The following is a 22,518-nucleotide window of genomic DNA, read 5'->3' as shown; positions in this document are numbered from 1 at the left end:
CCCATTCTCCCGCTACGGACGGGGACGTTCCCGCCGTGCGTCAGTCGGCCCAGAGCCGTACCGCCAGCCCCTCGATATAATTCGCCGCCCGACCCGCCGCGCCCGCATCGTACAGCGCGGCCAGCGCCGCCGGATCGAGCGCCTTGGCGGCGTCCAGCAACCCGCGCCACGGTGCGAGCGATCCCGGCCACTGGTGCAGCGCCACCGCCGCGCCGACTTCCGCCAGCCGATCCGCCTTGCGCGTCTGTTCGGCGAAATACCGCCATTCCGGCGCGCAGATATAGGGGCGGCCGACCCGGGCGATCTCATGCACCGTATTGTCGCCCGCCGATGCGATCACGACGTCGGCGGCGGCGATGTGATCGGTGACGCCGTCGACCCAGCCGCGTTCGACCAGATTGCCGAAATCGGTCTCATGCCCCTCGCGATGCACCGGTCCGATCACCAGCCACAGCGCGTCGGGCACTGCCCGCGCCGCCATGGTCAGCGGGGCATAGGGCGTCCCCGCCCCGCCGCCGCCGGTCAGCACCAGCACCACTTCCTTGTCGGGATCGATGCCCAGCTTCGCCCGCGCCTCGGCCCTGGTCGGCACGGCATCGGTCGTGGTGCACAGCCCGCCGGTATAGCAGGTCTTGGCCCGACCCCAGTCGGGGAAGTCGTCCTGCTCGATTCGCTGATCGAACGGCGCCAGCAGCCCGACGCACGCCTGATAGGCCCCCAAATGCCCCGGATCGGTGCGGTCGCCATGCATGCGGATCTTGATCGCCGGCACGCTGGCGATGCGCGACAGCAGCGCGATCTCCGCCGAAACATCGACCACGAACAGCGCGGGGGCGGCATCGTCGAGATGGTCGAGGATCGTCCGCATCGTCCGCCGCGTCGCCTCGACGCCCAGCGGCACGCAGTGCAGCACCTCGGGCGTCGGCTGGTCGAACAGCGCACGCGTCGGGACCGGTGCGCCGATCATGTTGGGCAGCGCCACGATCTCGATTGGCCGGTCGAAGCCGTCGAACAATTCGGGCCGCGCGCACAGGATCGTCACCGGCCGCTCGGCGGGAAGTTCGCGAATGATCGCCACCGCCCGATTGGCGTGGCCGCGACCCTGATGATGGATGAAAAAGGTGATCGGCCGCGTCGTCATCTGTCCCCCGGAGAAACCCGTCTTCGTACCTGCGCACGAACGCGGCGGAACCGTTGCCGGCTCCCCGCGTAACCGCCATACCGAAAATTATTTCGGAAACACAACGATTTCCGATGATTCAGATGGGAATAGAACCTGCATGACGACGCATGACGGCTGGTCCAATCCGCGCCCCGGCCTGACGATATTGCGCCGTGGCGACGCGCCGATCCGCGCGATCCAGGTCTACGGTCAGCGCTGTTCGGGGACCAACGTCCTGATCCGGTCGATCGAGGCCAATCTCGGCCGCGCCGCCTTTACCGAACAACATGGCTTCAAACACTGGTTCGTACCCGAACAGGTGCTGTTCCCGCGCGACGTGATGGTGCTGGCGGTGGCGCGCGATCCGGTCGACTGGGTGCGCAGCCTGCACCGCCAGCCATGGCACGCCCATCCCGAACTGAAGAAACTCGGCTTTTCCGACTTCATCCGCGCGCCGTGGCACAGCTATTGGGACAGCGAATTTTGGGGCGTCGAGGACGATCATCCGGTGCTGGGGCGCGAGATGCTGCACGAACGCTGTCCCGACACCGGCGAACGCTTCGCCAACCCGCTTGCCAAGCGGACCGCGAAGCTGCGCCATTGGGCGGGACTGCACGACCGGGCGCATCATGTCGCGCTGCTCAACCACGAGGCGTTCGTCGCCGATCCAGCAGGCGTGATCGCCGATCTTGCCGCCGCGACCGGCCTGACGATGGCCGAACCGTTCGTCGCGCAGGACACGTACAAGGGGCAGGGACGGCGTGCCTTCACTCCGACTGCCTATGCGCCGGTGTCGGACGCCGATCTCGCCCATATCCACGCCTGGCTCGATCCGGCGGTCGAGGCGCGCTACGGTTTCCTTATCCCTGAACCGCAGGCGCAGGCGGCGGAGTAGAATTGGTCCGCGCGGAGGCGCGGAGACGCGGAGGGTTGCGTTCGGGGCAATGTCTCGCGACCGGCAGACACTTGCTTGCATTGCCATGCAGATGAGGTCGCTGGCGCGGTAAGGCTTGGCCCCCGGCGCAACCCTCCGCGTCCCCGCGCCTCTGCGCGAACCCCTATCTTCCCTCTGCCCTCGCCCGACGGACCAGTACCGCCACGGCAACCGTCAGCACCCCGGCGACCACCGCCCAGATCGCCAACCCCTGCCATGGCGTGAAGCCCAGCCATTCATCGGCCACCGTCCGCAGATAGCCCGGATCGAACCGCGCCGCGAACACCGCCACCGCCAGCGCGCGCGGCTCATCCTGCGGCGCGGTGATCTCCGCGCTGGCGATCGCCATGTTGAGGATGACCGACCCCGCCAGCAACGCCGTGACCGCCACGCGCGACCAGCGCGTCGCCCGCGCCCAGAACGCGCCGATACCGATGCACAGAAACCCGACCGCCGGCAGCGCGTGGCGTGGCCCGGTCGCGTTGCCGCCGTCCCAGTAATAATAGCTGGCGTTGATGAGGAACGGCACCACCGCCCCCGCGACCGCCAGCCAGCCGAGGTCGCGCGTGGCGCGATCGCGCACCAGCATCGCCAGCCCGAACGGCGCGACGATCAGGATCGGCGCGACCCACAACATGCCCCGCCGCTCGCCGAGGATCAGTTCGTACAGTACATAGGGCTTGGGGTAGGTCAGTCCGAACAGCCCCTCCTGCATCCCCGCAAAATCGGTGACGCCCGAATAGCCGAGCCGGAACACCGTCCCGAACGCGATCAAGTTATAGGCGAGCAGCACGACGAGCGCGCTGGCCCCTGCTGCCAATGTGATAGCGACGGTCCGCACCGTCTCCCCCCGCGCGACCGTCCGCAGCCGCCACAGCGCGAAGCCCGCGACCGGCAACCCGGCGATCAGCGCCGAATGTTCGATCAGCACCGCCCAGCCGAGCGCCAGCCCGGCGACGACCGCATGACCGGGCGACCGCGCCACCCCGGTGCCCCGCCACACCGCCCAGGCGGCGATCAGCAGCAACGCTGCGACCGGGGCATGACCGAAGATCGTCGTCGACCAGCCCCAGATGGTGGTGCCAAGGCCATAGGAAAGCGCAGCGACCGCTCCCGCCTCGCCATCGCCGGTCACCCGCCGGACCAGATCGTAGAGCAGCATCGCCGCCAATGCGCTCAGCACCGCACAGATCGTCACCGCGACCAGCCGGATGCGGATCTTGAGGAACCGGTTGAACTCGCGATTCTCGAAGCCGGGAATGAAATCGTCGGCGCGCTGTCCCGACAACCGGTCGGCAATGGCGACGGCGGGCATGCCCAGCACGGTCATCCCCGGCGCCTTGTCCGAATAATAATGGCTGCCGAACTGCGCCTTGTCGATCGTCAGGGGGGCGAACTCGTCGATCGTCGCGTCGCCCTGTTCGACCAGCGACAGGGCGGCGAACATGCGCACGGCGTTGTTGGGATTGAATTCCCACGACCCGAACCATGCGCAGGAAAACCAGACCAGCAGCAGGATGAGCCATGCCACCGGATCACGGCGCAGCGGCACGACCGACCGGTCCCCCCGCTGCGCCGCCACCGTCATGCGATCAGAAGACCCGGTTCAGCAGCAGGTAGAGCGACCCCGACAGCAGCACCGACACCGGCAGCGTCAGCACCCATGCCATCAGCAGGTTGCGGACCGTCCCCATCTGCAACCCCGACCGGTTCGCCGCCATCGTGCCGGCGACGCCCGACGACAGGACGTGCGTGGTCGACACCGGCAGGCCGAGGCTGTCGGCACCGAAGATCGTGCCCATCGCCACCAGCTCGGCCGACGCGCCCTGCGCATAGGTCAGGTGGGTCTTGCCGATCTTTTCGCCGACGGTGACCACGATCCGCTTCCACCCGACCATCGTGCCGAGACCGAGTGCGAAGGCGACCGCGACCTTCACCCACAGCGGGATGAAGCGCGTGCCGGCGTCGAGCGAACCGCGATAATCGGTCAGCACCTGCTGGTCGCGATCGTTCAGGCCCAGCGACTTTTCCTTGGCCATGCGCTTCACCGCTTCGGAGGCGAGGTACATGTCGTTGCGCATGTTGCCGCTGACCGCTGCCGGAACCTTGGCCAGCGAACCATATTCGCGGACCTGCCGATCGATCGTCCCGACCAGCGCGGTGACGGCGGGCACGGTTTCGGCGTCCAGCTTGCGGTCGGTGATATAACGCTGCGTCTGGCTGCGCGCGGCGGTGTCGTCGAGGCCGATACGGGGACCGCGCGGGGCCAGCACCTGCACCGCCGCCGCGCTGTTGGCGGCGAACTGCGCCTCATATTCGGCGGGAACCGCACGGTTGAGCGCATAGGCGGTCGGCACCGTACCGATCAGGATCAGCATGATGAGGCCCATGCCCTTCTGCCCGTCGTTCGACCCATGGGCGAAGCTGACGCCGGTGCAGGTGAAGATCAGCAGCGCGCGGATCCACAGCGGCGGCGGCGTGTCGCCGACCGGCGCCTCGTACAGCTTGCGGTTGCGCACCAGCGTCTTCATCGCAAGGAACAGCAGCGCGGCGACGCCGAAACCGATCAGCGGCGAGATCAGTAGCGCCTTGCCGATCTCGGTCGCCTTGTCCCAATCGACGCCGGCCGACCCGTTGCGCCCCTGCAGGATCGCGTTCGCCACGCCGACGCCGATGATCGATCCGATCAGCGTGTGCGACGACGATGACGGGATGCCCAGCGCCCAGGTGGCGAGGTTCCAGACGATCGCCGCGATCAGCAGCGCGAAGACCATCGCGAAGCCGGAAGACGACCCGACCTGCAGGATCAGTTCGATCGGCAGCAGCGAGATGATGCCGAACGCGACCGCGCCGGTCGAGAGCAGCACACCCAGGAAGTTGAACACCCCCGACCACACGACCGCGACATGCGCGGGCATCGAATTGGTGTAGATCACGGTCGCGACCGCATTGGCGGTGTCGTGGAAGCCGTTCACGAATTCGAAGCCGAGCGCGATGATCAGCGCCAGCACCAGCAGCGCGAACGGCATCAGCGTCAGCGGATCGACGCTGGCCGCCGCCGCGTCATGATACACGTTGTAGACGACATAGCCGAGTGCGGCGATGATCGCCGTGGCGAATCCAAACGTACCGGCGCGGCCGAAGCCGTCGTCCAGTTTCGGGCCGGGGCGTCCATCCCGCTCCAGCGCTGCGCTCGTCATCGAAATTCCCCTGCCGAATGGACGAATCGCCCTAATGGCGAAGTGTGACAGTTCCACACCGCCCTCGCGTCGGCATCGCGATCGGCGAGGCGCCCATAGCGGATGGAAGATGCTTTGGCGATATGCCGCGCATATGCGTCCGATTCCGGAACGACGCCGTTACCGGTGCGCCACACTATGCGCGCGCAACGCCGGTCACGGCAGGATGCGCAGCCGTTCGATCACCACCCCCGGATCGACCATCCACAGCCGGATGCGATGCCGCCCGCCCGTCACCACCTTATGACTGGACCGGGTCACGCGCACCGCGTTGCTGACCGCCTCCGCCCATTCCTTCTCGCCCGTTCCTTTCCACAGGTCGATCACCTGCGGCGCGGCATCGTCGATCGCGATGGCGTAGCGCCGCCCGCTGCCGGTGACGTCCAGCGACGGTGCCGCCAGCACCTCGAGCGTCGCGGTGCCGGCCGGCAGCGTGACGTGATAGTCCAGCGCCGGCCCCTTGCCCGGCGCCTGCGCCGTCGCCGTCTGCGGCCATGGCGTCACCGCGCGACCGACGATGCCGAGGCCGGGCACCGTCACCCAGCGCACCGCGCCGGCAGGACGTTCGGCAGCGAACGCCGCCGCATCGATCTCGGTCGCCTTGGCCGGCGGCTGGACCGCGATCGGCGTGCGCGGCGTGCCGGGTGCGACGCGGCGCACCTCGGGCATCACATCGGTGTCGGGCTGTTGCCAGCCGGTATAGCCGATATGCGTCTGCGCCATCATGTGCCGCCACTTGCCGCCGTTCAGCGCTTCATAGCGCGCCCGGATCGCACGATCATTGGCGAACAACCGCTCCGCCTCGTCCGCCAGCGCATTCGCTGCCGGGTCGCCCGCTGCCGCTGCCGCGCGGTTGCGCGCGACCGTCACATATAGCCGGGCGAGATTTCCCGCCGCCTCGACCGGATGCGCGACCAGTTGATAGAATGCGTCCTGCCCCGCGACCTTCGGCCGCACCGCCGCGACGTCGCGGTCGAGCGCCGCCCATTCGGCCAGCACCCGGTCGGCGGCGCCGTCGGTCAGGCTCCAGCTATCGGGCGACCATAGTTCGGGCTTCTGCCGCGCCATATAGCGGGTCGTGCGGTCGAGGATCGACGCGATCACGTCCGCCTGCCCCGCCCCGAACTGTTCGGCTGCCCAGCGGCGATGATAGTCCGCCATCGCGTCGATCGTCATCGCCTTCGGATTCCACGCCATGTCGAGGAAGAAGCTGGTCGGCAGCTCCATCGGCTTCAGGTCGCCGACATTGACGATCCACATCCGGTCGACACCATGCGCGTCGGCCAGCGCCATCTGTTCCCAGGTTCGCGAAATCTGGTTGGTGTTGAGCCACTTATAGTTGCGCGGACCGCCGACATAATCGAAATGATAATAGACGCCATATCCGCCCGGCCGCGCCTCCCCGACCTTGGGCAGGCGACGGATATTCCCCCAATTGTCATCGGCGAACAGCAGCGTCACGTCGTCGGGGACGCGCATCCCGGCATCGTAATAATCCTGCACTTCCTTGTAGAGTGCCCAGACCTGCGGCGTCTGCGCGGCGGGCTTGCCGGTCACCTCGGCGATGATGCCGCGCTGGTCGGCGACGATGCGTTCGAGCAGCTTGGTCGCGGTGCCGCTGGTCATCGGCTCGTCGCCATCGCCGCGCATGCCGACCGTCACCACCGCATCGCGCCCGGCGTTGCGCACCATCCCCTCGCGCCAGAAGCCGCGCAGCTTGTCGGCATTGGTCGTGTAATCCCACGCCCCGCCCTTGCCCCGCGCCCATTCGACATGCGCGCGCTGCATCGGCTCGTGGTGCGAGGTGCCGAGCACGATTCCCATCCGCTGTGCCAGCGCCGCGCTGGCCGGATCGTCCTGCCACAGCGATTTGCCCCACATCGCCGGCCACAGATAATTGCCCTTGAGCCGCAGCGTCAGTTCGAACACCCGCTGATAGAAGCGCGCATTGACCCCGCCGAAGCTGCTGCGCGCCCATTCGCCGAGCGCCGGCTCCTCGTCGTTCAGAAAGATACCGCGATAGCGCACCTGCGGCGCGTCGATCCGCCGCCCTGCCGTCACATACAGCTTCGGACGCACCGGCACCGGCACATCGGCCCACCAATTCCAGGGCGACACCCCCGCCCGGCGCGAAAGATCATAGGTGCCGAAGATCGCCCCGCGCTTGTCGGCGCCGACGATCACCAGCGCGCGGGCGACGCCCGGCATCGGCGCGTCGACCACCTGCTGGACATAGCCTTCCCACCGGCCCTGCAACGTCGATACGTCCAGCTTGCCCGCCGCGACCAGGGCGTCGATCGTCCGGCTCTGCCCCAGCACGCCGATCAGCACTACCCGGTCCTTCGCCTCGCCGCTGCGGCCGGCGAGTCCGGTCAGGTCGCGGGACAGATCGTCTGCGGCATCGCGAACGCCATCATCGGCCGCCGGCTCGACAACGACCCGTGCCGGCACGCCGTTTTCGATCAGGGCCATCGCGTCGCTCGACGCCTTCTCGCAGATCGCAACCAGACCGGTGCAGGCCGATGCCGGATTCGACGCCGCTATGCCGACCGCCCCGGCCATCAGGCCAATTCGTCGAATCATCGAACGCCGGTCAGGACGATGAACGGATTGCTGCATGACCTCTCCGAATATTGATATCGTTGGGCAAATGCCCTGACAGCGTAGCCACGCCGCCTTCATCGGTCGACCCGTTCGCTGGGTCAACTTTCCATCCGTCGGTCCAGCTACTTTTCGCCGTACACATCATGGACGGTAACACACCGACTATCGGTCAAACCAATTATACGAGACTGGCTTGACGCCCGCGCGGTGATAGCGCTACCACCATTACATCATTCGTAGCGAATGGACGCGACCCCGAATTCGGGGCGCTGGTGTGGGAGAGTTGAGATGTTGACGAACACCCTGTTGCGCCGTGCCGGTACCGTGTCGGCGCTGCTGCTGGCCGGCACCGCCTGGCCCGCCCTCGCCCAGACCGCGACGACCACCACCAACGAAGCCCCGACCGCACAGGCGCAGGACGGTGCCGGCGCGACCCAGCCGACCGCGATCGATTCGACCGACCAGCCGCCGGCCGATCCGTCGCTGACCGGCAATGACGAGATCGTCGTCACCGGCTACCGCGCCTCGCTGACCAGCCAGACCAATGCGAAGCGCAACTCGATCGGCTTCACCGACACGATCTTCGCCGAGGATATCGGCAAGTTCCCCGACACCAACATCGCCGAATCGGTCAACCGCATTCCCGGCGTGACGATCAGCCGCGAAGTCACCGGCGAAGGCGCCAATGTCGCGATCCGCGGCCTCGGCACCAACTTCACCCGCGTGCTGCTGAACGGCGCACCTGTCGCGATCGCCTCGGTCCGCTTCGATGCGCAGAGCACCAATCGCGAGGTCGATCTCGACCTGATCCCGACCGAGCTGTTCACCCAGCTGACCGTCAGCAAGTCGCCGACCGCCAGCCAGATCGAGGGCGGCGCCGCCGGCACCGTCAACCTTCGCTCGGCCCGTCCCTTCGACAATCCCAAGCCGTACATCAGCTACGGCCTGCAGGGGTCGAAGGTCAGCAGCGCCGACAAATGGGGCTATCGCGGCCATGTGCTGGCCAGCGCCACCTTCGGCGATTTCGGCATCCTCGTCGGCGGTGCGGCGGTCCATAACCAGTTCCGCGTCGACGGGTTCGAAACCATCGGCTGGACCAACCCGAACCTGACCGCGGCGCAAAGCAGCAGCTCGACCCGCAATGCGACCGGCGGCGGCAACTTCACCATTCCGGGCACCGTGCCCGCCAATGCCGGCAACGGGCTGATCCCCGGCACCGTCATCGACGAAGCGTTCCTGCTGCGCAACAATCCGGGTGCCACGATCCAGCAGATCGACAACGGGCTGCTTCCGCGTCTTGGCCGCCCGCGCACCGAAATCGGTGAACGCACGCGCTATAACGGCCTCGTCAGCCTCGAATGGCGGCCCAGCGACGCGCTGCATTTCTATGTCGACGGCATGTATGCCAAGCGCGATACCGAGTTCACCCGCAACGCGATGAACTGGGCGGTGCGCAACGGCGCGGCGATCCCGCTCAACACCACCTATGACAAGACCGACTGCGCGGCCGGCTGCACCGTCACCGGCGGCACCTATGCCAATGCGCAGTTCTTCCTCGAATATCGTCCGTACAAGGACACGCAGGATTATTGGGGTGTGAACCCCGGCGTCGAATTCGTCGTCAATGATTTCATCAAGGGCGATTTGCAGGCGAACTACACGCAGAGCAATTTCCGCCGCGAAAGCCCGACCTTCCTCGTCATCACCCCGGCCAGCAGCGGCACGACGGTGACGTACAAGAATGACGGCGGCATCCCGTCGATCACCAGCAATATCGACCTGAACGACCCGCGCAATTTCGGCTGGGCCGGCGGCGGCCGCGTCAACCTGAACGGCGAAGAGCGCCGGACCGAGACGCGCGGTGTGCGCGGCAGCCTGTTGTTCGGCGACGACCAGCGCTTCAGCGTCCGGGTCGGCGGCGCTTATGACGATACGCAGCGCCGGATCACCCCGTTCGACAATACCAATCCGTGGCAGGCCGCGATCTGTGGCAACAATCCCAACGTCATCCTGCCCGGTCCGAACCGCCAGCCGCTGTGCGACGGCGCCAACCAGCCGGGCACGGTCGCGCCCAGCGGCTATCCCACCTATCCGGCCTATGGCACCGGCTTCACGGCGGGCGGCCAGCCGCTGGTCTATGGCGGCTCGCTGATCCCGACCGCCGCCGTGCCCTCGTTCCTGCTGCCCGGAGACAACGGCTTCATCACCGTCGACTGGGCCAAGGTGAAGGCCGCGACCGGCTATGACCAACTGCTCGCCGGCGCGACCGAAATCGGGTCGGGCAGCAGCGGCGCGAATGGCGGCCTCATCCGCGAAAAGGTCACCGGCACCTTTGTCGAAATGAACGACGTCATCGATATCGGCGATAACGACACGCTGCGGCTGAACGGCGGCCTGCGCTATGTCCGCACCGAACAGATTGTCGGCGGGCGCACCACCATTCCGAACCCGCTCAACACCCGGGGCGGCGTGACCTGCCCGGGCAGCAGCGCCAACAACTTCGCGCTCGACGGGTCGTGCTACCCCGCGATCATCAACTTTACCGAGACGAACCGCCTCTATTCGAACTTCCTGCCCTCGGCGAGTGTCGCCTACAGCTTCGGTCGCAAGGCGGTGGCGCGCGGCTCGATCTCGCGGACGATGACCCGGCCCGATCCGAACCAGTTGCTGCCGGGCGCGTCGTTCACCTCGCCCTCGGCCGATGTCGGTACGCTCGGCAACAATGCGCTCAGCCCGTACATCTCGGACAATATCGATCTCGGCTTCGAATATTATACCGGTGGCGAAGGCGTCATCGCGTTCGCGGCGTTCCGCAAATCGATCACCGGCTTCACCGTCAACGGCATCACCACCGTGCCCTTCTCGACGCTCGAACCGTTCGGCATCACCTTCGCCTCGCTGACCCAGGCGCAGCAGCAGGCGCTGCTCGACCGGGCGCGTCCGGCGGGGATCGCGCCCGAAGCGGTGCCGGTGCAGATCCAGCAGCAGGTCAACGCCGACGGCAAGCTGAAGGTCAACGGCCTCGAATTCCAGATCACCCAGCCGCTCGACTTCCTGACCCGCTATATCGGCGTCGAGGGTTTCGGCGTGCAGGGCAATCTGACGCTGATCGACCAGCGCGGCGAGGGTCAGGGCGCGCCGGCGATCGCGCTGGGCGTCGCGCCGACCACCTATACGCTGACCGGCTATTATGAAGGCAACGGCCTGTCGGCCCGCCTGACCTATACCTATAACGAAGGGTCGCAGGGGTCGGGGCTGAACCAGAACGGTCTGCCCGCCGCCGCGATCTTCGGTCGCAGCTATGGCCAGCTCGACTTCTCGGGCAATCTCGACCTCGGCAAGATCCTCGGCAACGATTACCTGCCGACCGTCGTCGTCAACGTCATCAACATCACCAAGGAAGCGCAGTCGAGCTACTTCCAGTTCCCCAACGCGACCTTCAACGAATACAATCCCGGCCGCACCTTGCTGGTCGGTGTGCGCGGGCGTTTCTGATCCACTTGCGTGGAACCGGCACCGGCCCGCTCCCCACCCGGCCACCCATAGCATATCCTGAATGGGTGGCCGGGTGGGGGAGCGGGCCGGTACCGCCCTCGTCCGGCTTGGCCGGACCAGGTTCCGCCCCGCCCGAACCCTCCCCCAACTGACGGGCGTGGCCGATCCCTCGGCCACGCCCCTTTCTTTGCTTGACGTGGCTGTCCGGTTCGCCGCACCGCAGCACCGTCATGACCAACCGCATCGATCCGCCGCGCGCCGGACGGCGCAACCGTCGCGACACGCTCGACGAGCGAACCTGCCAGATGATCTGCCCGATCGCCGCGGCGATGGTCGGCGTCTGCCTGACCGGCATCGGCCTGCTGCACGTCACCATCACCTTCCGCGCGCGCCAGACCGTCGCCGACGACCTGTTGTCGATCGACGCGCTGATCTTCCTGATCGCGACGCTCAGTTCCTATTTCGCGCTGCGCGTCCAGGGCGTGCGCCGGCTGCACTGGCTGGAGCGGATCGCCGATGCGACCTTCATCACCGCGATGCTGCTGCTGACCGCCGCCTGCTTCCTCATCACCTATTCGCTCAATCGATAGAAGATTACCGATTGTTCAGCGCGCGCTGAACGCCCGGCAAGAATGCGGCGGCTACATCCCCGGATCATGAAGGGGATGCGGGCGATGCGCACATGGTTGGCGATATTGACGGCGACACTCGCCATGCCGGCAGCGGCGGCGGCGGCGCCCGCCCCGGCCGGCCTGTGGATCAGCCCGCATCATGACGTGGCGGTCCGCACCGCGCCGTGCGGCAGCCGGCTGTGCGGCTGGGTCGTCTGGGCCAGTCCCACTGCCCAGGCCGATGCCCGCGCCGGCGGCACCGACCGGCTGATCGGCACCGAACTGCTTGAGGATTATGCCGCCACCGGCAACGGCACATGGGCGGGCACGGTGTTCGTCCCCGATATGGGCCGCCGCTTTTCGTCGCGGATCGAACTGCCCTCCGCCGACAGCCTGCAGATTCGCGGCTGTCTGATCGGCGACATGCTGTGCCGGACCCAGCGCTGGACCCGCATCGCCCAGGTGCCGCATGGCTGAGCTGCGCCGCTGGATCGAACGCTATCGCACCCCGCTCGGCGTCCTGATCGTCCTCGCGCTGATCGGGCTCGGTTTCGCCGCGCTCGAACATCTGACGCAGGAGGTGCGCTTCGCCGATGTCCGCGCGGCGATGCACGCGCTGTCGCCGCACCGGATCGTGCTGGCATTGCTGGCGACGGCGGGCAGCTATCTGGCGCTGACCTTCTACGACCTGCTGGCCTTGCGCGTCATCGGCCGCCCGCTGCCATGGCGCACCGCCGCGCTCGCCTCCTTCACCAGCTATACGCTGAGCCACAATCTCGGCCTTGCGCTGCTGACCGGCGGGTCGGCGCGCTACCGCATCTATACCGCCGCCGGGCTCGACGGCCCCGATGTCGCCCGCGTCGTCGCCATCGCCAGCGGCACCTTCTGGGCCGGGGTCGTCAGCGTCACCGGCGCGGCGCTGCTGCTCCACCACGGCCCGCTCGACCTGGTCGGACTGAAGCTGAGCGCCATGCAGGTCGCGCTCGCCGGCTGGGCGATCGCCATCCTCGCCATCGCCTCGCTTGCCGCCTGCGCCTTGGTCCGCAGCCCGATCCGCCTGTTCGGCTTCACCATCCCGCTGCCGACGCCGACGCAATTGCTGCTGCAGATCGCCATCGCGCTGGTCGACATCAGCTGCGCCAGCGCCGCGCTGTTCGTGCTGATCCCGGGCGCGACCCCGGCGCTGCTCCCGGCCTTCATCCTCGCCTATGCGCTCGGCATCGTCGCGGCGGTGGTCACCCATGTCCCCGGCGGCATCGGCGTGTTCGAGGCGGTGGTGCTGGCGGTCGTCCCCGCCGGTCGCGCGACGCTGTTCGCCGCGCTGATCGCGTACCGCGTGCTCTACTACCTGTTCCCGCTCGCACTCGGCATCCTCGTGCTGGCATGGCATGAGGGCGCACGGCAGCGGCGGCGCTCGGTCCGCTTCCTGTCCGGTGTCCGCGCGGTCGCCACCGGCGTCGCTCCGCTCGCCTTGAGCGCCGCGACCTTCACCACCGGCGCGATGCTGCTACTGTCGGGATCGCTCCCCTCGGTCCGCGCGCGCATGGGCGACCTCGCAGCGATCCTGCCGCTGCCGATGATCGAGGCGAGCAGCATCGCCGCCAGCCTGACCGGCACCGGCCTGTTGCTGCTGGCCCCCGCTTTGTATCGCCGGCTCGACGGGGCGTTCGTCGCCGCCCGTGGGCTGCTGATCGTCGGCGCGATCTTCTCGATCGGCAAGGGGCTGGATTATGAGGAAGCGACGATCTGCCTGACCGTCGCCGCGCTGCTGCAATGGACGCGCAGCGCCTTCTACCGCCGCACGACGCTGACCAGCCAGCCGATCGGTCCCGGCTGGATCGCATCGGTCGCGGCGGTCATCGCGCTGACCATCTGGGCGGGCTTCTTCGCCTATCGCCACGTGCCCTATTCCGAAAATCTGTGGTGGAAATTCGCGCTGCACAGCGATGCGCCCCGCTTCCTGCGCGCGTCGCTGGGCGTGATCGTCATGCTGGGCGGGGCCTGTATCTGGCGGCTGATGGCACCGACCGCCGCCCCGCTGCGTGCCGCCCCCTCCGCCATCGACGCCGCCAGCGTCCGCCGCATCCTGAACGCCGCCAACCGAACCGATGCGATGCTGGCGCTGACCGGCGACAAACGCTTCCTGCTGTCGCAGGCGGGCGACGCTTTCGTCATGTATCAGGTCTACGGCGCCAGCTGGATCGTGATGGGCGATCCGGTCGGCCCGCGCGACGCGTGGGGCGAATTGCTGTGGAACCTCCGCGACCTCGCCGACCGCGAACAGGGGCGGCTGCTGCTCTACGAAGTCTCGTCCCCCGTCCTCGACATCGCGATCGGCATGGGGCTGAACATCGTCAAATATGGCGAGGATGCGGTGGTCGACCTGACCCGCTTCACCCTCGACACGCCCCGGCTGCGCGCGCTGCGCAAGTCCGAACGCGCCGTCGCACGCAAGGGCGCGACGCTGCACATCGTCGCCGCCAGCGAATTGGGCACCATCATCGACGAACTCGAAAGCGTGTCCGACGAATGGCTGGCGGCAAAGGCACAGCGCGAAAAGGGCTTCAGCCTCGGCCATTTCGATCGCGCCTATCTCAGCCATTTCGACGTGGCGGTGGTGACGATCGACGACCGCATCGTCGCCTTCGCCAATCTGTGGCTGACCGCGTCGAAGAACGAAGCCTCGGTCGACCTGATGCGCCACCGCAGCGACGCCCCGCCGGGAACGATGGATTTCCTGCTGGTGAACCTGATGCTGTGGGCGCAGGCACAGGGCTATGCCCGCTTCTCGCTCGGCATGGCGCCGCTGTCGGGGATCGAGGATCGCCGCCTCGCCCCCGCCTGGGCCAAGGCGGCGGCGTTCATCTTCCGCCATGGCGAGCGTTTCTACGGCTTCCGGGGTCTGCGCACCTACAAGGAGAAGTTCGCGCCCGGCTGGGAGCCGCGCTACATCGCCGGCCCCGGCGGCATCGGCCTGTTGCGGGGCTTGCGCGACCTCTCCCGGCTGATCGGCCGGCCACAGCCCGCCCAATATCTGCCCCCCGCCCCCGCATCCGCCGCCCCAGCGGACGAAGCGAAAGTCCATCCATGACGCTGTCCCCCCGCGCCCGCCGCCGCCACCGCCTGCGCCGCCGGATCGGCATCGGCGCGCTGCTTGCCGGGCTGCTGATGCTGCTCGCCTTGGCCGCGCCCGCCCTCCATTTGATCGATACCCAGTCGATCCGCTTCTTTCAGGGGCGCAAGCATCCCGACGTCGTCGCCGTCTACTTCTCCGGCGACATGGGGCTGCGCTTCGGCATGGGCAGCAAGGTCGTGCCCGCGCTCGCCGCGCACGGCATTCCGGTGATCGGGGTCAGCTCGCCGGTCAATTTCGGTACGACGCGCAGCCGGGCACAGGCCGATGCGATCGTCACCGGCGCGATCCGCACCGCGCTGGCGCAGACCGGCGCGCGCCGGGTGATTCTGATGGGTCAGTCGTTCGGCGCCGATATCGTCTCGGCAATCGCCCCCGACCTGCCCGCCGACCTGCGGGCGAAGGTCGCGGCGATCAACGTCGTCGTGCCGGCGCAGACGGTCTTCTTCCGCTCCGACCCGACCGGCATCCTCTATCACGGCACCCCCGACGCCCGTCCCGAAGCGGGGATGCGCGCGCTGCACTGGGCGCCGGTCATCTGCATTTATGGCAGGCAGGAAACCGAAAGCCTGTGCCCGACCCTGCGTGGCAGCGGGGCGCAGGTCGTCGGCCTGCCCGGCGGCCATTTCCTGCGCAACGATGACCAGCTGTTGATCGCGACCATCCTCGCCACGCTGCGCACCGCCGATCCGTCGATCCTGACGTGAAGAATTTGCCGGGCCACCCTTGAACCGGACACTTTGTCCGCTTATTGTGCACCGCAGCGGGCCAAGCGGCGTTCCGCGACTCTTCGGAACGACGACGCATGACCGACCAGCAGCCCAGTGAAGCGCCTGCCCTCGTGCAGGACGAGCCCGCCCCGACCCGCAAGAACGGCCGGGCGAAGCTCATCCTGCTCCTCCTGCTCGCCGTCACATTGGTCGGCGGCATCTGGTGGTACGTAGATTACCAGAACCACGGCAAATATCTGGAGGAGACCAACGACGCGACCGTGCAGGCCGACATGGTCACGATCGCGCCGCGCGTGTCGGGCTATGTCGCAGAGGTGCTGGTCGCCGAAAATCAGGACGTCCGCGCCGGCCAGCCTTTGGTCCGCATCGACCCGCGCGACGCCCGGGCGCAGGCGGCACAGGCGGAGGCGCAGATCGCCGTGGCCGGCGCACAGGCCGATACCGCCCGCGCCCAGATCGCCGAACAATATGCCGCGATCGAACAGGCGCAGGCGCAACTCGCCGCCGCGCGCAGCAAGGCCGCCTATGACGCCGCCGAGGTCGCGCGCTATCGCCCGCTCGCCGCCTCGGGCGCCGAAACCCGCCAGACCCTCGCCCAACTCGAAGTCACCGCGCGCCAGTCCGCCGACAATGTCCGCGCGGCGCAAGCCGCCGTCGCCGCGCAGCAGCGCCGGGTCGGCTCGCTCGACGCCCAGGTCGCACAGGGCCGCGCACAGGGGCAGGCCGCGCGCGCCCAGCTCGCCGCCGCCAGCGTCGATGTCGGCGCGACCCAGCTGACCGCGCCGATCGGCGGGCGGATCGGCGACAAGACGGTGACGATCGGCCAATATGTCCAGGCCGGCACCCGGCTGATGTCGGTCGTGCCGCTCGACCGCCTCTACATCACCGCGAATTTCAAGGAGACCCAGCTCGCGCTGATGCGGCCGGGCCAGCCGGTCGAGATCCATGTCGATGCGCTCGACGATGTGGCCGTGAAGGGCCGCGTCGAAAGCCTCGCCCCCGGCACCGGCGCGCAATTCTCGCTGCTGCCGCCGCAGAACGCGACTGGCAATTTCACCAAGATCACGCAGCGCGTGCCGGTCCGCATCTCGATCGAGGCGACGCCCGCCGCCCGCCGCCTGCTGGTGCCCGGCCTGTCGGTGACCGTCACCGTCGACACCAAATCGGCTCGGCAAGAGATCGAACAGCTCCGCGAGCAGGCGGGCCGCTGACATGGCCAGCGCGGCGATGACCGCCGCCGCCCCGCCGCAGCGCGCCGACCTGAGCGCGTGGCTGGCGGTGATCGCGGGCAATCTCGGCGCGCTGATGGCGACGCTCGACATCTCGATCGTCAATTCGGCGCTGCCGACCATCCAGGGCGAGATCGGCGCCAGCGGGACCGAGGGGACGTGGATCGCCACCGCCTATCTGGTCGCCGAAATCGTCATCATCCCCATGGCGGGCTGGTTGCAGCGGATGCTGGGCCTGCGCACCTTCCTGCTGATCGCCGCCGGGCTGTTCACGATCTTCTCGGTCGTCTGCGGCATCGCCACCACCCTGCCGATGATGATCGTCGGTCGCGTGGGACAGGGGTTCACCGGCGGCGCGATGATCCCGACCGCACAGACGATCATCGCCCAGCGGCTGCCGCGATCGCAGCAGCCGATCGGCATCGCCGTGTTCGGCGTGACCGCCATTCTCGGGCCGGTGCTCGGGCCGCTGGTCGGCGGCTGGCTGACCGAGAATATCAGCTGGCACTATGCCTTCTTCCTCAATGTGCCCATCTGCGCGATCCTCGTCACGCTGCTCCTGGTCGGTCTCCGCCACGAAAAGGCGAAGCTGGAACTGTTCCGCGAGGCCGACTGGTTCGGCATCGCCGGTCTGGCGCTGGGTCTGGGCGGCCTGACCGTGTTGCTGGAGGACGGGCAGCGCGAACAATGGTTCGACTCCGACCTGATCCGCTGGATGGCGTTCGTCAGCGCGACCGGCTTCGGCCTGTTGTTCTGGGGACAGGCGACGGCGCCGCGCCCGATCATCAAGCTGAAACTGCTGCTCGACCGCCAATTCGGCTCGGTCGCGCTGATGGGCGTGGTGCTCGGCATCGTCCTCTACGGCACCAGCTACGCCATCCCCCAATTCCTCGCCGCCCTCGCCGATTACAACGCGTTGCAGGCGGGGAAGGTCGTGCTGCTGTCGGGCATCCCCAGCCTGATCCTGATGACAATGGTCCCGATCCTGCTCAAACGGATCGACATCCGCATCGCGGTGTCGGCCGGGTTGCTCATCATGGGCAGCGCCGCGCTGCTCGACGCGAACCTGACCGCGCAATCCTCCGGCCCCGATTTCACCGTGTCGCAATTGCTGCGCGGCGTCGGGCAGATATTGGCGATGCTGTTCCTCAGCCAGGCCTGTGTCCGCTCGGTCCCGCCCGAGGAGGCCGGCGACGCGTCGGGCCTGTTCAACGCGATGCGCAATTTGGGCGGCAGCTTCGCGCTCGCCGGCATCTCGATCCTGCAGGACCAGCGCATGTACTTTCATTCGCGCCGGATCGAGGAAAGCCTGAGCGCCAACAGCCCTTCGGTGCAGGCTTATGGGCAAGGCCTCGGCCAGTCGGTCGGCGACCCGGGCGCCGGTTTACGCCTGTTATCGCAACAGATTGCTCAACAGGCACTGACCATGACCTACAACGACATCTTCTGGATCATGGGCGTAGGCGCCTTCGCCGTGCTGCCGCTGGTCCTGTTCCTGCGACCGCTGCCTACGGGCGCCGAACCGGCAATGGTGCATTGATGAAGCGATCTTTCCCCCTGCTCGCCCTGTTGCTGCTCGGTGCCTGCACCGTCGGTCCCGACTATGCCGGCCCGCCCGCGACCGCGTCGGACGCGGCCCGCTTCGTCCGCGCGACCGATACGGCGCTCACCCCCACGCCCGGCCTCGCCCACTGGTGGGAAGGGCTGAACGACCCGCTGCTCACCCGCCTTGTGGATGACGCGCTGACCCGCAGCCCGACCATCGACCTCGCCACCGCCCGCCTGCGCGAAGCCGAGGCACGCCTGACCCAGCAGCGCGCCGGCCAGCTCCCCAGCGCCAGCGCCAACGGCACCGCGATCTTCGCCGAACTCCCCCCGATCGAACCGGGGGCGGGCGGCACCAGCGCCAGCTTCTACAATCTCGGCCTCAACGCATCGTGGGAAGCCGACCTGTTCGGCGGCGGCCGCCGGACGGTCGAACAGGCGCAGGCGACCGCCGGTGCGCGGCAGGCGGACCTCGCCGACGCACAGCTATCGCTGTCGGCGGCGGTCGCGCAGGCCTATGTCGCGCTCCGCGACGTACAGGCACGCATCGCCTTGAGCGACACCAACGCCCGCCTGCAACAGCGCCAGCTCGACCTCACCCACCAGCGTTTCGCCGCCGGCACCGCCTCGAAACTGGCGATCGAACGGCTCCAGACCCAGCTAGAGAATACGCAGGCGGAGGCAATCCCGCTTGCCGCGCAGCGCGACGAATATCTCAACCAGCTCGCGGTGCTGACCGGCCGTACCCCCGGCACACTCGACGCGACGCTCGCCCCGCCCGCCCCGGTGCCGCTCCCGCCGCAAAGCGTCGCCGTCGGCGATCCCGCATCGCTGATCGCCCGCCGCCCCGATATCCGCGCGGCCGAGCGTCAGCTCGCCGCCGGTACCGCCGCGATCGGGGTCAGCAAGGCGCGCGAACTCCCCGGCATCCGCTTCCTCGGGCTGTTGGGCCTCGGCGGCACCTCGCCCGAAAAGATCTTCGACCTCGGCAATCTCGCCGCGCTCGCCGTGCCGTCGCTCAACTGGTCGTTCCTCGATTTCGGCCGCGCGAAGGCCGCGACGCGCGTGTCGGAGGCGCAGCGCGATCAGGCCGACGCGACCTACCGCCGCACCGTGCTCGACGCGTTGCAGGATGCCGAGACCGCGCTGTCGCGCTTCGGCAACCGCCGCCGCCAGCTAGGGCAGCTGGTACAGGTCGAGACGACCGCCGCCCGCGCCGCCGCGCTCAACCGCCAGCGCGTCGCCGCCGGCACCGCGACGCTGATCGACCAGCTCGACGTCGAACGCCAGCAGGTCGCGGCCGCCAGCGCCGTCGCGCAGGCGCGCGCCGGGCTGACGCAAAGCTATATCGCGGTGAACAAGGCGCTGGGCCTTGGCTGGACCGATCCGATCAGCGCGGGCGCAACCCGGTAAACAGCAGCCGCAGCCCCGTTTCGATCTGCACGCCGACCTCTTCGTCGCACATCACCGGCAGCACCAGACTGCCGGCCATGCGTAGCGCCAGCACCAGATCGCGCGGGGTGGCGTCCTCCCGCACCTCGCCGCGCTGTCGTGCCGCGTGCAGCGCCGGTGCGAAAATCCCTTCCATGCGGACGCCCAGCGCCTGAAACGCCGCACGATTGGCATCGTCGAGATGCAGTTCGGCCGAAATCCGTGCGAACAGCGAAAGCGCCCCCCTCCCCGCGCGCACCATCGTCGCCATGGCCTGCTCGATCGGCACGTCGGGATCGAGCATCGCCGCCAGCCGATCGACTTCACGCGAAAAGATCGCCAGCGCCAGCGCCTCGCGATCGTCGAAATTGCGGTACAGCGTCGCCCGCCCCACCCCGGCGGCGGCAGCGATCGTTTCCAGCGGCACGCCATAGCCCTGTTCGGCGAAACACGCCGCCGCGGCATCGATCAGCGCGTCGCGTCGCAACTGCGCATCGCGCCGCGGCGCGCGGCCGGTCGGGGGGAAGGGATCGTCGGTCATCGCACCTGCCCTATCGGGATTCGCCGAGGACGTCATCGGCTCGACACGGATTACCCCGCCTTCGCCACGCTCCTGAAAGCGGGAATCCATAAACGCTGTCAGCGCCGATCCTGCCCAAATGTCAGCGTGCATGGATTCCCGCCTTCCTGAAACCCAGCCGTACCCCCGCGAAGGCGGGGGTCCAGAGCCAAGCAAAACAAAGGTTTGCGAGTTTGGCTCTGGGTCCCCGCCTGCGCGGGGATACGGTGCAGCGGTCGTTCGAGGAGGTCTCGCCTTTGCAGGAATGGCGAGCGCGCTACCCGATCGCCCAACTGGCCTCCCCCCGTCGAACCCGTTACACGCGCCCCCATGACCAACGCCGCCGCCCCCGCCGCCCCTGTCAGCGCCCGCGCCGAACTGGCCGCGACGTTGCGGCTGGCGGCACCGCTGGTCGGTGCGAACCTGTTGCAGACGGCGGTCTATGCCGTCGACGTGGTGTTCGTCGCCCGGCTGGGCGCGGTCGAACTCGCCGCCGCCACGCTCGGCGTCTATATCTACAGCGTCATCCTGTTCGCCATGTCGGGGCTGGTCGGCGCCGCCGCGCCGATCATCGCCGCCGAACTCGGCCGCCGCCGCCATGCCGTGCGCGAGGTGCGGCGATCGTTCCGCATGGGCGCATGGATCGCGGTGCTGGGCAGCCTGCCGTTCATGGCGCTGCTGGCGCATGGCGAGAGCCTGTTGCTGCTCGCCGGACAGGATCCGCGCGTCGCGGTGCGCACCGACGCGTTTCTCGATATCCTGCTCTGGTCGATGATCCCGGCGCTGACGGGTACGGTGATGCGGATCACCGCCTCGGCACTGGGGCGCGCCGGCTGGGCGATGGCGATCACCGCCTTGGGCCTTGTTGTCTCGATCCTCGCCAACTGGCTGCTGGTGTTCGGCAATCTCGGCTTCCCGGCGCTGGGGCTGGAGGGGTCGGCGATGGCCAGCCTGAGCACCGCGATCGCGATGATGCTCGCCTATGCCATCGTCCTGCTTGCCGACCGGCGGCTGCGGCGCTTCCGCCTGTTCGGCAATTGGTGGCGCGGCGAATGGGCGCGCCTGCGCCAGATCGTCATCCTCGGCTTGCCGATCGCGGCGACGATGACCTTCGAAGGTGCGCTGTTTTCCGCCGCCGGTTTCCTGATGGGCCGGATCGGCGTGACCGAGGTCGCGGCCCACGCCATCGCCCTGCAGATCGCGGCCTTCCTGTTTCAGGTGCCGTTCGGCATCGCCCAGGCGGCGACGATCCGGGTCGGTCTTGCCTATGGCGCGGGCGACCGGACATGGATCGCGCGGGCGGGCTGGTCGGCGCTGGTCGTCGGCACCGGCTTCATGGGGTTCACCGCACTGCTGCTATGGATCGCGCCACGCGCCTTCATCTCGGTCTATGTCGAACCGCAGGCGCCCGCCAATGCGGCGATGGTCGCGCTGGCGCTGCAATATCTCGCCATCGCCGCCATCTTCCAGCTCGCCGATGGGGCGCAGGCGGTGGCGGCGGGCGTGCTGCGCGGGGTACAGGATACGCGGGTGCCGATGGTGATCGCGTTCATCGGCTATTGGGGGGTCGGCTTCACCGCCTCGGTCGTGCTCGGCTTCTGGACCGGACTGGCCGGCGTGGGGGTTTGGATCGGGTTGGCGCTGGGCCTGCTGGTCGTCGCGCTGCTGCTGGTCGATCGCTGGCGGCGGCGGGAACGGCTCGGCCTGGTTCGACCCGTCTGACGGGCGCCACGTATCAGCATCAAAATTGTTCCCGCTGCGCTTGACGCCCGATGAACGGCTTCACATATCCCGCCCGCTGGCACTCCCATCCGGCGAGTGCCAAGACCGTTCAACGTACCAAAA

15 protein-coding genes are annotated in these 22,518 nt (G+C 68.1%); 10 read left to right on the top strand and 5 right to left on the bottom strand.

What is annotated here, in order from left to right; genetic code table 11:
* Nucleotides 1-40: 40 nt before the first annotated feature.
* Nucleotides 41-1,141: a glycosyltransferase gene (locus ACZ1JS_RS15965; protein ID WP_465166906.1), complete on the bottom strand. Its 1,101-nt coding sequence runs from the start codon at nt 1,139-1,141 to the stop codon at nt 41-43.
* A 139-nt stretch (nt 1,142-1,280) separates the two neighbouring features.
* Between ACZ1JS_RS15965 and ACZ1JS_RS15960 the strand changes: the two genes are divergently transcribed.
* Nucleotides 1,281-2,057: a hypothetical protein gene (locus tag ACZ1JS_RS15960; protein ID WP_465166905.1), complete on the top strand. Its 777-nt coding sequence runs from the start codon at nt 1,281-1,283 to the stop codon at nt 2,055-2,057.
* A gap of 163 nt (nt 2,058-2,220) precedes the next feature.
* Here the strand turns inward: ACZ1JS_RS15960 and ACZ1JS_RS15955 are convergent, their stop codons facing one another.
* The 3 genes from ACZ1JS_RS15955 to ACZ1JS_RS15945 form a co-directional block, all read right to left on the bottom strand.
* Nucleotides 2,221-3,678, bottom strand: a complete 1,458-nt coding sequence (locus tag ACZ1JS_RS15955) for a hypothetical protein (RefSeq protein ID WP_465166904.1) — start codon at nt 3,676-3,678, stop codon at nt 2,221-2,223.
* 10 nt (nt 3,679-3,688) lie between these two features.
* Entirely contained in the window at nt 3,689-5,296 is a 1,608-nt protein-coding gene (locus tag ACZ1JS_RS15950; RefSeq protein WP_465166903.1) for an inorganic phosphate transporter, read from the bottom strand.
* Nucleotides 5,297-5,491: 195 nt separating this feature from the next.
* Nucleotides 5,492-7,918 (bottom strand): glycosyl hydrolase 115 family protein, encoded by a 2,427-nt coding sequence (locus ACZ1JS_RS15945; protein WP_465166902.1) that lies wholly within the window; start codon nt 7,916-7,918, stop codon nt 5,492-5,494.
* 309 nt (nt 7,919-8,227) lie between these two features.
* On the opposite strand from ACZ1JS_RS15945, the gene ACZ1JS_RS15940 reads away from it, so the two are divergent.
* The 8 genes from ACZ1JS_RS15940 to ACZ1JS_RS15905 all read left to right on the top strand — a co-directional run bounded on the left by ACZ1JS_RS15940 (nt 8,228) and on the right by ACZ1JS_RS15905 (nt 20,096).
* Nucleotides 8,228-11,434, top strand: coding sequence for a TonB-dependent receptor (locus ACZ1JS_RS15940; protein WP_465166901.1), 3,207 nt, complete (start codon nt 8,228-8,230; stop codon nt 11,432-11,434).
* A gap of 230 nt (nt 11,435-11,664) precedes the next feature.
* The gene (locus ACZ1JS_RS15935) at nt 11,665-12,024 is read left to right on the top strand and encodes a hypothetical protein (protein WP_465166900.1); all 360 of its coding nucleotides are present in this window, start codon (nt 11,665-11,667) and stop codon (nt 12,022-12,024) included.
* An 84-nt stretch (nt 12,025-12,108) separates the two neighbouring features.
* Complete coding sequence (locus ACZ1JS_RS15930) at nt 12,109-12,522, top strand: DUF2147 domain-containing protein (RefSeq protein ID WP_465166899.1); 414 nt, start codon at nt 12,109-12,111, stop codon at nt 12,520-12,522.
* Nucleotides 12,515-15,136 carry a bifunctional lysylphosphatidylglycerol flippase/synthetase MprF gene (mprF, locus tag ACZ1JS_RS15925; RefSeq protein WP_465166898.1) on the top strand — a complete coding sequence of 874 codons (2,622 nt, stop codon included), beginning with the start codon at nt 12,515-12,517 and terminating at the stop codon, nt 15,134-15,136. The genes ACZ1JS_RS15930 and mprF overlap by 8 nt, the downstream gene beginning before the upstream one ends.
* Nucleotides 15,133-15,885, top strand: coding sequence for an AcvB/VirJ family lysyl-phosphatidylglycerol hydrolase (locus ACZ1JS_RS15920; RefSeq protein ID WP_465166897.1), 753 nt, complete (start codon nt 15,133-15,135; stop codon nt 15,883-15,885). The genes mprF and ACZ1JS_RS15920 overlap by 4 nt, the downstream gene beginning before the upstream one ends.
* 98 nt (nt 15,886-15,983) lie before the next feature.
* The gene (locus tag ACZ1JS_RS15915; protein WP_465166896.1) at nt 15,984-17,120 is read left to right on the top strand and encodes an HlyD family secretion protein; all 1,137 of its coding nucleotides are present in this window, start codon (nt 15,984-15,986) and stop codon (nt 17,118-17,120) included.
* Nucleotide 17,121: 1 nt separating this feature from the next.
* Entirely contained in the window at nt 17,122-18,678 is a 1,557-nt protein-coding gene (locus ACZ1JS_RS15910) for an MDR family MFS transporter (RefSeq protein WP_465166895.1), read from the top strand.
* Nucleotides 18,678-20,096: an efflux transporter outer membrane subunit gene (locus ACZ1JS_RS15905; protein WP_465166894.1), complete on the top strand. Its 1,419-nt coding sequence runs from the start codon at nt 18,678-18,680 to the stop codon at nt 20,094-20,096. Before ACZ1JS_RS15910 ends, ACZ1JS_RS15905 begins: the two co-directional genes overlap by 1 nt.
* On the opposite strand, the gene ACZ1JS_RS15900 is transcribed toward ACZ1JS_RS15905, so the two are convergent.
* Nucleotides 20,074-20,655 (bottom strand): TetR/AcrR family transcriptional regulator, encoded by a 582-nt coding sequence (locus tag ACZ1JS_RS15900; RefSeq protein WP_465166893.1) that lies wholly within the window; start codon nt 20,653-20,655, stop codon nt 20,074-20,076. The genes ACZ1JS_RS15905 and ACZ1JS_RS15900 overlap by 23 nt on opposite strands.
* 348 nt (nt 20,656-21,003) lie before the next feature.
* Between ACZ1JS_RS15900 and ACZ1JS_RS15895 the strand changes: the two genes are divergently transcribed.
* Nucleotides 21,004-22,395 carry an MATE family efflux transporter gene (locus ACZ1JS_RS15895; protein WP_465166892.1) on the top strand — a complete coding sequence of 464 codons (1,392 nt, stop codon included), beginning with the start codon at nt 21,004-21,006 and terminating at the stop codon, nt 22,393-22,395.
* Nucleotides 22,396-22,518 lie beyond the last annotated feature (123 nt).

This window comes from Sphingomonas sp. BL-S-05 (assembly GCF_055521695.1).
The sequence above is the reverse complement of the archived record's forward strand: the minus strand, read 5'-3'. Positions and strand labels throughout refer to the sequence as shown.